This is a genomic window from Pseudomonas sp. GW823-FHT06B06, assembly GCF_058795195.1.
The window spans coordinates 114928-126994 of record NZ_JBXAHO010000007.1; the positions used below are offsets into that span (position 1 = coordinate 114928).

General features: G+C 60.8%; 10 protein-coding genes. 3 read left to right on the forward strand and 7 right to left on the reverse strand.

Translation table 11 applies throughout. From position 1 onward, the window contains the following. Positions 1-6: 6 nt before the first annotated feature. The 6 genes from AC1Q8Q_RS08545 to AC1Q8Q_RS08570 all read right to left on the reverse strand — a co-directional run bounded on the left by AC1Q8Q_RS08545 (position 7) and on the right by AC1Q8Q_RS08570 (position 7695). Positions 7-639: a sarcosine oxidase subunit gamma gene (locus tag AC1Q8Q_RS08545; RefSeq protein WP_020796059.1), complete on the reverse strand. Its 633-nt coding sequence runs from the start codon at positions 637-639 to the stop codon at positions 7-9. A 148-nt stretch (positions 640-787) separates the two neighbouring features. Continuing rightward, complete coding sequence (locus tag AC1Q8Q_RS08550; protein ID WP_492614974.1) at positions 788-3805, reverse strand: sarcosine oxidase subunit alpha; 3018 nt, start codon at positions 3803-3805, stop codon at positions 788-790. Further along, positions 3802-4131 (reverse strand): sarcosine oxidase subunit delta, encoded by a 330-nt coding sequence (locus tag AC1Q8Q_RS08555; protein WP_008057118.1) that lies wholly within the window; start codon positions 4129-4131, stop codon positions 3802-3804. The genes AC1Q8Q_RS08550 and AC1Q8Q_RS08555 overlap by 4 nt, the downstream gene beginning before the upstream one ends. 14 nt (positions 4132-4145) lie before the next feature. Beyond that, on the reverse strand, positions 4146-5396 hold the full coding sequence (locus AC1Q8Q_RS08560; RefSeq protein ID WP_007980419.1) for a sarcosine oxidase subunit beta: 1251 nt from the start codon (positions 5394-5396) through the stop codon (positions 4146-4148). A 23-nt stretch (positions 5397-5419) separates the two neighbouring features. After that, positions 5420-6673: a serine hydroxymethyltransferase gene (gene glyA / locus AC1Q8Q_RS08565; RefSeq protein ID WP_020796061.1), complete on the reverse strand. Its 1254-nt coding sequence runs from the start codon at positions 6671-6673 to the stop codon at positions 5420-5422. A 293-nt stretch (positions 6674-6966) separates the two neighbouring features. Beyond that, entirely contained in the window at positions 6967-7695 is a 729-nt protein-coding gene (locus AC1Q8Q_RS08570; RefSeq protein WP_168759237.1) for a TraX family protein, read from the reverse strand. Between the two features lie 131 nt (positions 7696-7826). Between AC1Q8Q_RS08570 and AC1Q8Q_RS08575 the strand changes: the two genes are divergently transcribed. Beyond that, entirely contained in the window at positions 7827-8867 is a 1041-nt protein-coding gene (locus AC1Q8Q_RS08575) for a threonine aldolase family protein (protein ID WP_168759055.1), read from the forward strand. A 237-nt stretch (positions 8868-9104) separates the two neighbouring features. Then, positions 9105-9287, forward strand: coding sequence for a hypothetical protein (locus AC1Q8Q_RS08580; RefSeq protein ID WP_168759056.1), 183 nt, complete (start codon positions 9105-9107; stop codon positions 9285-9287). 80 nt (positions 9288-9367) lie between these two features. Here AC1Q8Q_RS08580 and gbcB read toward each other — a convergent pair whose 3' ends face one another. After that, the gene (gene gbcB / locus AC1Q8Q_RS08585) at positions 9368-10468 is read right to left on the reverse strand and encodes a glycine betaine monooxygenase reductase subunit (protein ID WP_020796065.1); all 1101 of its coding nucleotides are present in this window, start codon (positions 10466-10468) and stop codon (positions 9368-9370) included. A gap of 294 nt (positions 10469-10762) precedes the next feature. Here gbcB and gbca point away from each other — a divergent pair, with 294 nt between their 5' ends. Further along, the gene (gene gbca / locus AC1Q8Q_RS08590) at positions 10763-12058 is read left to right on the forward strand and encodes a glycine betaine monooxygenase oxygenase subunit (protein WP_020796067.1); all 1296 of its coding nucleotides are present in this window, start codon (positions 10763-10765) and stop codon (positions 12056-12058) included. The last annotated feature ends 9 nt before the right edge of the window (positions 12059-12067 follow it).

Here is a 12067-nt window from a genome sequence, read left to right on the forward strand (position 1 = left end):
CTCTAATCAAGCCTGGACGCTAAGCCCGTATTCGGCAGACGCATCCTGCAACCACAACCACCAGTAATCCGAGAAGCTGCGACGGATCAGCAGCTCCCAGGTGTCTTCAGCGGTGTGACGGATCACCAGTTGCGATTTGGCGAACACCGTGCCAACAGCCTTGCCCACCGGGAAGTTGTTGGGGTGCACGTCGTAGCTGGTGGACTTCATCAATACCTGGCGCACGTTCGGGCCGCTCAGTTCGAGGATCTGCTGGCCACCGCTGACGTTGACGATCTGGATGTGCAGGTCGCCCAGCGCTTTGCGCAGTTTTTGCTCGGCGGCGAATTCTTCGCCGGTCGGGACGATCAGCAGCCACTCATCCGGCCCCATCCATTGCAGGCTGGTCTCGCCTTTGACGATGACGGTCAGAGCGCCCGGCAATTCGATGCCCAGGGCCTTGTGCACGCCCGCGGCAAATGCAGCGTCGTGGCCATCACCACGGATGGTCAGGTGACCAAGGAGTTTTTTCTCACGCACGGTCACGCCGGCGTTCTTGCGACCCTTGCCCACGAGGCTGGCGAGGTCGGCGTGATGCAGCGACGACTCGGCCTTGGCCCCGTTGGTTGGGCGCTGTTGGTAAACATTGGCTGCGGTCATAAAGCACCTGTTCCTGAATTCTGTTGGCCCTGTGGAGGCTGTTCCGCCGCCTTCGCGAGCAGGCTCGCTCCCACAAGGGTTACGCAATCTCTGTGGGAGCGAGCCTGCTCGCGAAAGCGTCGGCAGGCTCACCACAGGGCCTGGGCAATTACACGTTCTGGCGTTCGCCTTTCGGATCGAAGAACACCGAAGAAACGATTTCCGCCTCGATCACGCTGCCATCCGCCAGTGGCGCGAACACACGTTCGCCCATGCGGTTCAGGCCGCCCTTGACCACGCCCATGGCAAACGAATAGCCCAGGGAGTTGTGCAGGTAGCTGGAGGTCACGTGACCGACCATGGTCATCGGGATGGCCTGCTTGGTGTTGAACACCAGCTGCGCACCTTCCGGCAGCCACTTGTTCGGATCGATCGGCTTGAGGCCGACCAGCTGCTTGCGCTGATCACGCACGCAGTCTTCACGGTTCATCCCGCGCCAGCCGATCCACGAGAACGGTTTGTTGCGACCGACACACCAGCCCATGTTCAGGTCGTCCGGGGTCATCGAGCTGTCAGTGTCCTGGCCGACGATGATGAAGCCCTTCTCGGCCCGCAGCACGTGCATGGTTTCGGTGCCGTACGGCGTCAGGTTGTACTTCTTGCCCGCGTCGACGATTTTTTCCAGCACGCCCATGGCGTAGTCGGCTTGCACGTTGACCTCGTACGACAGCTCACCGGTAAACGAAATCCGGAAAATCCGCGCCGGCACGCCACCGACCAGGGCTTCTTTCCAGGTCATGAACGGGAAGGCTTCGTTGCTCAGGTCGGCGTCGGTGACTTCGCTGAGCAGCTTGCGGCTGTTCGGCCCGGACAGGGTCATGGTCGCCCAGTGATCGGTCACGGAAGTGAAGTACACCTTCAGGTCCGGCCATTCGGTCTGGTGGTAGATCTCCAGCCATTGCAGCACGCGTGCAGCGCCGCCAGTGGTGGTGGTCATCACGAAATGGTTGTCGGCGAGGCAGGCGGTTACGCCGTCGTCGAAGACCATGCCGTCTTCTTTGCACATCAGGCCGTAGCGGGCCTTGCCCACGTCGAGCTTGGTCCAGGCGTTGGTGTAGATGCGGTTGAGGAACTCGCGTGAATCCGGGCCCTGGATGTCGATCTTGCCCAGGGTCGAAGCATCCAGCAGGCCGACGCTGTCGCGCACGGCTTTGCATTCGCGCTTGACTGCCGCGTGCATGTCTTCACCGGATTTCGGGAAGTACCATGGACGTTTCCACTGGCCAACATCTTCAAACTCGGCACCATTTTTCAGGTGCCACTGATGCAGCGCGGTGTAGCGCACAGGCTCGAAAATGTGCCCACAGTGACGACCAGCCACCGCGCCGAAGGTCACCGGCGTGTAGTTCGGACGGAACATGGTGGTGCCCATCTGCGGGATGGTCACGTTCAGCGAACGGGCAGCAATGGCCAAGCCGTTGACGTTGCCGAGCTTGCCCTGATCGGTGCCGAAGCCCAGCGCGGTATAGCGCTTGACGTGCTCGACCGACTCGAAGCCCTCGCGGGTCGCCAGTTCGATGGCGGCGGCGGTGACGTCATTCTGCAGGTCGACGAATTGCTTCGGCGCCCGTGCGGTGTTCTTTTCGTGCGGCACCTGGAACAGCGCCAGCGTCGGCTCTTCCAGACGGGTCAGGGCTTTTGGCAAGGTCGCTTCGACCGCACCGAAACCGGCTTCGCTGGCAGCGCGAACACCGCCTTCAAAACCGTCAGCCAGGGAATCGCCGAGACCGTAGACGCCGTTGATGCCACCGACGCATACACGTTTCTGCGGTGCTTCGCCCGGTACGAAACCAAGTATATCTTCGCGCCAGATCGGCTTGCCGCCCAGGTGCGAGGCCAAGTGAACCACCGGGCTGTAACCGCCGGAACTAGCGACGATGTCGCAGTCGAGCCATTCACCAGGGCTGGTGACTTTGTGGCCTTTGACATCGATCGCGGCCACGCGGGCAGCAGTCACGTGCTTGGTGCCACGGGCCTCGATCACGGCGCTGCCGGTGAGGATGCGGATGCCCTTGGCGCGTGCTTCTTCCACCAGCGCACCGCGCGGGTTGCTGCGGGCGTCGGCGACGGCCACCACTTGCAGGCCGGCATCGAGCCAGTCCAGGGCCACGCGATAGGCGTGGTCGTTATTGGTCGACAGCACCAGTTTCTTGCCCGGTGCTACACCGTAGCGGCGCACATAAGTCGAGACGGCACCGGCCAGCATGTTGCCCGGCACGTCGTTGTTGCCGTAGACCAGTGGACGCTCGTGAGCGCCGGTCGCCAGCACGACACGCTTGGCGCGAACACGGTGGATGCGCTGACGTACCTGGCCAATCGGCGCGCGGTCACCGAGGTGATCGGTGAGGCGTTCGTGAATGGTCAGGAAGTTGTGGTCGTGGTAGCCGTTGACCGTGGCGCGCGGCAACAGCAGCACGTCCGGGGTGTTCTTCAGCTCGGCGATGACGCTGGCAACCCACTCGGTCGCAGGCTTGCCGTCGAGGCTTTCGCGGGAGTCGAGCAGACTGCCGCCGAACTCTTCCTGTTCGTCCGCCAGGATCACCCGGGCACCGCTGCGCGCAGCCGCCAGTGCAGCGGCCAGGCCTGCAGGGCCGGCGCCAACGATCAGCACGTCGCAGTGCTGGTTCATGTAGTCGTAGGTGTCCGGATCGTTCTCGGTCGGCGAGCGGCCAAGACCGGCTGCCTTACGAATGTACTTCTCGTAGGTCATCCAGAACGATTGCGGGTACATGAAGGTTTTGTAGTAGAAACCCGGTGGCATCAGCTTGCCGCCGACCTTGCCGAGAATCCCCATCATGTCGTTGTTCACGCTTGGCCAGCCGTTGGTGCTGGTGGCGACCAGGCCCTGGTACAGCGCTTGTTGCGTAGCGCGCACGTTCGGGATTTGCGTGGCTTCGGTGGCACCGATCTGCAGCACCGCGTTCGGCTCTTCGGCACCGGCGGCGAAAATGCCGCGCGGACGGGAATACTTGAAGCTGCGACCGATGATGTCGACGCCGTTAGCCAGCAGTGCTGCGGCCAGGGAGTCGCCTTCAAAGCCTTTGTAGCTCTGACCGTTGAAGGTGAACGTCAGGACTTTGTTGCGGTCGATCCGTCCGCCGTTGGACAGGCGATTGATCTGGCTCATACCTTCTCTCCCAGAGCCGTGGTGGCCGCTTTCGGGCTATCGGTCTTGTCGGTGAATTGTGGCTTGGTGCCGATCTTGTAGGTTTCGAGAATCTCGTAGGTCACGGTGTCGCGGGTGACGTTGAAGTATTGGCGGCAACCGGCGACGTGATCCCACAGCTCGTGGTGCAGGCCGCGAGGGTTATCGCGGAAGAACATGTAGTCGCCCCACTCCTCGTCGGTGCAGCTGTTGGGGTCCAGTGGACGCGGGATGTGCGCCTGGCCGGATGCATGGAATTCCTCTTCGGAGCGCAGTTCGCCGCAGTGAGGACAGAAGATATGCAACATGGGGATTTCTCCTGTTAGTGGGCAACCGCAGCAGCGCCGTGTTCATCGATCAACGCACCGTTGTGGAAACGGTCGATGGAGAAAGGTGCGGCCAACGGGTGCATTTCACCCTTGGCCAGGCTTGCGGCAAACACGTTGCCCGAGCCAGGTGTTGCCTTGAAGCCACCGGTACCCCAACCGCAGTTGAAGAACATGTTCGGGACCGGGGTTTTCGAAATGATCGGGCACGCATCCGGCGTGGTGTCGACGATGCCGCCCCACTGACGGTTCATGCGTACGCGGGACAAGACCGGGAACATCTCGACGATGGCCTGGATGGTGTGCTCGATCACCGGGTACGAACCACGCTGGCCATAGCCGTTGTAGCCATCGATACCGGCGCCGATCACCAGGTCGCCCTTGTCGGACTGGCTGATGTAGCCGTGTACGGCGTTGGACATGATCACGCTGTCGATAATTGGCTTGATCGGCTCGGACACCAGCGCTTGCAGCGGGTGGGATTCGATCGGCAGACGGAAACCGGCCAGCTTGGCCATGTGCCCGGAGTTACCGGCGGTCACTACGCCAACGCGCTTGGCGCCGATGAAGCCCTTGTTGGTTTCCACGCCGATGCACACGCCGTTTTCCTTGCGGAAACCGATCACTTCGGTCTGCTGGATCAGGTCCACGCCCAAGGCGTCGGCGGCACGGGCAAAGCCCCAGGCCACGGCATCGTGACGGGCCACGCCGCCGCGACGCTGGACGGTAGCGCCCATCACCGGGTAGCGGGTGTTCTTCGAGCAGTCGAGGTACGGGATCTCATCGGCCACTTGCTTGGCATCGAGCAGCTCGCCGTCCACGCCGTTGAGGCGGTTGGCGCTGACCCGACGCTCGGAATCACGGATGTCCTGCAGGGTGTGGCACAGGTTGTAGACGCCACGCTGGGAGAACATCACGTTGTAGTTGAGGTCCTGGGACAGGCCTTCCCACAGTTTCATCGCGTGTTCGTACAGGTGCGCAGACTCGTCCCACAGGTAGTTGGAGCGAACGATGGTGGTGTTGCGCGCGGTGTTACCGCCACCCAGCCAGCCTTTCTCGACCACGGCCACGTTGGTGATGCCGTGCTCCTTGGCCAGGTAGTAGGCCGTGGCCAGACCGTGCCCGCCACCGCCGACGATGACTACGTCGTAGACCTTTTTAGGGGTCGGCGTGCGCCACATGCGCTGCCAGTTTTCATGGTGACTGAGAGAGTGTTTGAAGAGGCCGAAGCCCGAATAGCGTTGCATAGTCATTTACTCCAAAACCGCACTCAGCGATAAACCGGGAAGTCCGCGCACAGAGCCGACACTTGCTGCGCAACATTGGCCTCGACGTCGGCATCGCCGAGGTTGTCGAGGATGTCGCAGATCCAGCCGGCCAGCGTCACGCACTGGGTCACCTTGAAGCCGCGAGTGGTCACCGCCGGGGTGCCGATACGCAGGCCGGAGGTCACGAACGGCGACTGTGGATCGTTCGGGACAGCGTTCTTGTTCACGGTGATGTGGGCGCGACCGAGGGCTGCATCCGCCTCTTTGCCGGTGAGGCCCTGACGGATCAGGCTGACCAGGAACAGGTGGTTGTCGGTGCCGCCGGACACTACATCGTAGCCGCGTTTGATAAATACGCCGGCCATGGCCTGGGCGTTGTCGATCACTTGCTGCTGGTAGGCCTTGAAGCCTGGCTCCAGCGCTTCCTTGAAGCACACCGCCTTACCGGCGATCACGTGCATCAGCGGGCCGCCCTGGGCACCGGGGAACACTGCAGCGTTGAGTTTCTTCTCGATTTCTTCGTTGGACTTGGCCAGGATCAGCCCGCCACGTGGACCGCGCAGGGTCTTGTGGGTGGTGGTGGTGACCACGTCGGCGTAAGGCAGCGGGTTCGGGTACAGGCCGGCGGCGACCAGGCCGGCAACGTGGGCCATGTCGACGAACAGCAGCGCACCGACTTTGTCAGCGATCTGACGGAAACGTGGGAAGTCGAGGGTCTTGGAGTAGGCCGAGAAGCCGGCGACGATCATCTTCGGCTTGCACTCGACGGCCAGGCGCTCGACTTCGTCGTAGTCGATCAGGCCGGTCTTGGTGTCGATGCCGTACTGCACGGCGTTGTACAGCTTGCCCGAGGACGACACTTTCGCACCGTGGGTCAGGTGACCACCGTGGGCCAGGCTCATGCCGAGGATGGTGTCGCCGGCTTGCAGCAGCGCCAGGTACACGGCGCTGTTGGCCGAGGAACCGGAGTGCGGCTGGACGTTGGCGTAGTCGGCGCCGAACAGTTGCTTGGCGCGTTCGATGGCCAGTGCTTCAACCTTGTCCACGTGCTCGCAGCCACCGTAGTAGCGCTTGCCCGGATAGCCTTCGGCGTATTTGTTGGTCAGGCCGCTGCCTTGCGCTTCCATCACACGTTTGCTGGTGTAGTTCTCTGACGCGATCAGCTCGATGTGATCTTCCTGGCGTTGCTCCTCGGCATTCATCGCCGCCAGCAGTGCATCGTCGTAACCCTGGATCTGGTCTTGCTTGCTGAACATCGCGTCTCTCCCAGCGGCGGCACTGCGCCATTCGTCTCGGTGAGGCACTGGCTTTTCGGCAGTGCCCTTTGATAGCGATGGTATGACCGGCTTCGAGTCGTCAAATGCCTACGCGCGCCACGTAAAGGTGCGTTTACGACATGGCGGGAAAAGGCAGGTCGGACACGACCCGCGAACCAACTGCAATCCCCTGTGGGAGCGAGCCTGCTCGCGAAGGCGATGAGTCAGAAACATTGATGTCGCCTGACACTCCCTCTTCGCGAGCAGGCTCGCTCCCACAAGCTTTCCCGGGGTTATGCGAGGGCTTGGCGCAGTGCTAGCAACACCAGGAAATGCACGGGATACAGCGCATACGCCCAGCGCCGCATCGGCGGTGGTTTTACGTCACTGGCATGTCGCAACAGGAACAGCCCCAGCCATGGCGCAATCAGACAAGTGGCGATGGCCGCCATCGCCACCTCATTACCCTGTCGAACGGAGTAATAAAGCACCTGCCATTGATTGGCCGCCAGACAAACCACCCCCGGTAACAGCGCGAAATACCAGGGACGCCGGATCACCAGCAGCATCGCCAGCGGCAACATCACGCCGAAAAATCCGAACATCAGTTGTCGCGCAAACAGTGCCGCCAGCACGACGGCGCCGGCCGCGACCAGACGCGCCTGCAGGGTCCGGTCCTGCCAGCCGAGCACCACCAGCAGACCGAGTGCCAGCGTGGGCATCACATTCAACGTGTCGGGGCTGGGAATGAACATTCGGTAGGGAATTTCACTCACTGCGCTAAACATCAGTAACCAACTCAGATAGCGCCACTGTCCGCTGGTCGCCACCGCCGGCTTGCGCGTCAGATTGATCACTATCGCCAGGCAAAACCACGGGAACGCCAAGCGCCCCGGCACATACAGCCAATCGGCGGAGTAACCGACATATCGCAGGTGATCGAGCACCATGCTCAAAAGCGCCAGCCACTTGAGCAAATCCAGTGCACGGTCGCGCTGCTTTAAGTGTGTAGCCGTGTGCATAATTGCCCGACATCCTTGTAATGTTCTGACAGTGACATCCCGTGCGCTCCCCGGATGATCTTCGGTACAGTGCGCACCATCATTGACCACGAGACGCTTCACCATAAGCGTCCCGACCACGGAAGCAGGCCATGACCGATAAGAGCCAACAATTCGCCAGCGACAACTACTCCGGCATTTGCCCTGAAGCCTGGGCTGCCATGGAGCAGGCCAACCATGGCCACCAGCGCGCTTACGGCGACGACGAATGGACCGCCCGCGCGTCCGACGATTTCCGCAAATTGTTCGAAACTGACTGCGAAGTGTTCTTCGCCTTCAACGGCACTGCCGCCAACTCGCTGGCCTTGTCGTCGTTGTGCCAGAGTTACCACAGTGTGATCTGCTCGGAAACCGCCCACGTCGAAACCGACGAATGCGGCGCCCCGGAATTCTTCTCCAACGGCTCCAAGCTGCTGATCGCCCGTACCGAAAACGGCAAACTGACGCCGGAATCGATCCGCGAAGTGGCCCTCAAGCGCCAAGACATTCACTACCCCAAACCCCGCGTCGTGACCCTCACCCAGGCCACCGAAGTCGGCAGTGTCTACACCCCGGACGAAATCCGCGCCATCAGTGCCACCTGCAAGGAGCTGGGCTTGAACCTGCACATGGACGGCGCGCGGTTCTCCAACGCCTGTGCGTTCCTCGGGTGTACGCCAGCGGATCTGACCTGGAAGGCCGGTGTTGATGTGCTGTGTTTCGGCGGTACTAAAAACGGCATGGCCGTGGGCGAAGCGATTCTGTTCTTCAACCATAAGCTGGCTGAAGACTTTGATTACCGCTGCAAACAGGCTGGGCAACTGGCGTCGAAAATGCGCTTCCTCTCGGCGCCGTGGGTCGGCATCCTGGAAAACGATGCCTGGCTCAAATACGCGCGCCACGCCAACAGCTGCGCGCAATTGCTGGCTGAACTGGTGAGCGACATTCCAGGTGTGGAACTGATGTTCCCGGTGCAGGCCAATGGCGTATTCCTGCAACTGTCGGAACCGGCCATCGCTGCACTGACCGCCAAGGGCTGGCGTTTCTACACCTTCATCGGCAACGGCGGCGCACGCTTCATGTGTTCGTGGGATACCGAAGAAGAGCGTGTGCGGGAACTGGCGGCGGATATTCGCGAAGTGATGTCGCACTAATCTCACACGCCTGCCCGCCCGCGACGCACTCTCTGTAGCAGCCGCCGAGTGCAGGCTTCGCCAGCTGCTACAGATTTGGCCGTTTGTCGGCACTGGTATTTCTGACAGTACCGTCACCAGACTTCGGGCGAGTAGTTTTAGACGACCTGAAAAGGAGCCTAAGCAGTCTTTCGGGATCCACCGCAAGGCCTGTCGAGACTCGACAAGCCATAGTGTTCAACCCTGGGAGAACGAAAAATGGAAGCTGAACGCACCACGCTCAAATCTGAACCCATCGATCGGCAACGGTACTTGGAACTTGCTCAGCCAGGTAACTTTTACAAGTACCAAGGCATGACTTTCGAAGTAAAGGAGAAAACGTTTTTGAGTCTTGGTGGTGACCAGTACGAGATTGAGGTTAAAACCACACCCGTCAAGTAACTACTCTCACGCCTCTACTTCTTGTAGGAGCCGCCGAAGGCTGCTCCTACCGAAGTTGTTCGACACTCCTTTCGAATGATCTAAAACTCAATCCGCACATCCCCCTTCGGCACGCTGCAGCACGACAGGATGTACCCTTCGGCTTCGTCTTCCTCGGTGATCCCGCCGTTGTGCTCCATCTCCACTTCACCTCCCAGCTTCAGCACCTTGCATGTGCCACAGATGCCCATGCCGCAGGCTTTGGGAATCAGCAAACCGACCTTGGCCGCTGCCGCATGCACGGTTTCGCCAGGCGCCACGCGAATGCTCTTGCCGGACGAGATGAACTCCACCTGATGCAGATCCGCCACGTCGACTTCCGGTGCTTCGGCCGCTTGTTCGGCGTGTTCCACAGCGTCGGCACGCGCCTCTGGCGGCGTCGCGCCGAAGGATTCCTCGTGATAACGCTTCATGTCGAATCCGGCGGCTTCCAGCAGGCGCTTCACCGCATTCATATACGGTGTCGGGCCGCAGCAAAACACTTCCCGTTCCAGGAAGTCCGGCGCCATCAATTCAAGCATTCTATGGTTGAGGTAACCGCGATAGCCGGCCCAAGGCTCACCCATACCGTGCTTCTCGCAGATCAGGTGCAGGCTGAAGTTGTCGATCCGCGACGCCATGTGTTCCAGCTCGCGGTGGTAAATGATGTCCTTGGGCGAACGGGCGCTGTGGATAAACACCATGTCGACATTGCCGTTGGTGTCGTAGAACCAGCGCGCCATGGACATGACTGGCGTGATACCAACGCCGCCGCTGAGGTAAAGCACCTTTGGCGCAGTGAAATCCATGGCGTTGAACAGCCCGACCGGCCCGTGTACCGCCAGCTCCTGGCCTTCGTGCAAGGTGTCGTGCAGCCAGTTGGAAACCTTGCCGCCCGGCACTCGCTTGATGGTCACCGAAAAGCTGTACGGCACCGACGGCGAGCTGGAAATGGTGTACGAACGCATGATCTGCTGGCCTTCGATTTCCAGCTCCAGGGTGACAAACTGCCCCGGCTTGAAGAAGAACATGATCGGCTGGTCGGCCATAAAGCAGAAGGTGCGCACATCCCAGGTTTCCTGGATGACTTTGACACAACGGACGATGTGCCGACCATTGGCCCAGGTCTGGGTGGTTACCGGGTTCAGGAAGCTGTTGGACATGCTGATCTCCACGGCCGACTGTCGGCCTTCATGTTGGCGATTCTGCGTATAGCGCGAAACAGCCATTTACCTATCTGCGACATTCACATGCTTATCGCGACCAGCCCCCAACGACCGGGGCTTGCGCGTCGGGAACAGATTGCACCATGTCGCCCATGGATAAGGTTCTGGCCAGCGCCGGCCCCACACTCGCCCCATACCAAGACACAATCTTTACACCTTGCGTAGCACCCTTAGCAGTACACCTGATTAGCCACTTTCGCCGGCCACGCAGATGGCCTTGAGGATTAAACGATGGACGTCACTACTACCCTGAGCCTGGGCGATCCGCTGGAACCCGCACGCAAGGCCACCGCGCAGATGCTGCAAGAGCGCGAACGCACGTTCTCGCTGCCGCAGCCTTTCTACTCTGACGAGCGCCTGTTTGATATCGACATGCAGGAAATCTTCCAGAAAGAGTGGTTGATCGCCGGCATGACCTGCGAAATCCCAGCCAAGGGCAACTACCTGACCCTGCAAGTGGGCAAGAACCCGATCATCGTGATTCGTGGTGCCGAAGGCGTGGTGCATGCCTTCCATAACGTCTGCCGCCACCGTGGTTCGCGCCTGTGCACCAGCGAAAAAGGCAAGGTCGCCAAACTGGTCTGCCACTACCACCAGTGGACGTATGAACTGGACGGTCGCCTGCTGTTTGCCGGTACCGAAATGGGCGCCGACTTCGACATGAAGCAGTACGGCCTCAAGCCGGTGAACGTAAAGACCGCCGGTGGCTACATCTTCATCAGCCTGTCGGAGAATCCGCCAGCCATTGATGACTTCCTGTCGACGCTCAGCCATTACATGGAACCGTACGACATGGAAAACACCAAGGTGGCAATCACCACCACCTTGATGGAGAAAGCCAACTGGAAGCTGGTGCTGGAAAACAACCGCGAGTGCTACCACTGCAATGCGTCGCACCCGGAACTGCTGAAAACCCTGCTGGAATGGGACGACGTCACCGACCCGCGCGCCGACCAGGCGTTCAAGGACCACGTGGCCGCCTCTGCCGCTGCCTGGGAAGCCGAAAAGATCCCTTACGCCCACGCCAGCTTCGGCCTGCGTAACCGCATCGTGCGCATGCCTTTACTCAAGGGCACCGTGTCGATGACCCTGGACGGCAAACAAGGCTGCGCCAAACTCATGGGCCGCATCAAGAACCCGGATCTGGGCTCGATGCGCATCCTGCACCTGCCACACTCGTGGAACCACTGCATGGGCGACCACATCATCGTGTTCACCGTGTGGCCGATCAGCGCGCAGGAAACCATGGTCACCACCAAGTGGATCGTGCACAAGGACGCCGTTGAAGGTGTGGATTACGACGTTGACCGCATGCGGCAGGTCTGGGACGCCACCAACGACCAGGACCGTCGCCTGGCCGAAGAGAACCAGCGTGGCATCAACTCCACGGCATACCAGCCAGGTCCGTACTCCAAGACTTACGAATTCGGCGTGGTGAACTTCGTGGATTGGTACAGCGAGCGCCTGCTGAGCAACCTGGGCGCCGAGCCTGCGCCGTACCTCAAAGGCGTCCCTGTCCAGGGCTAACGCCCACGC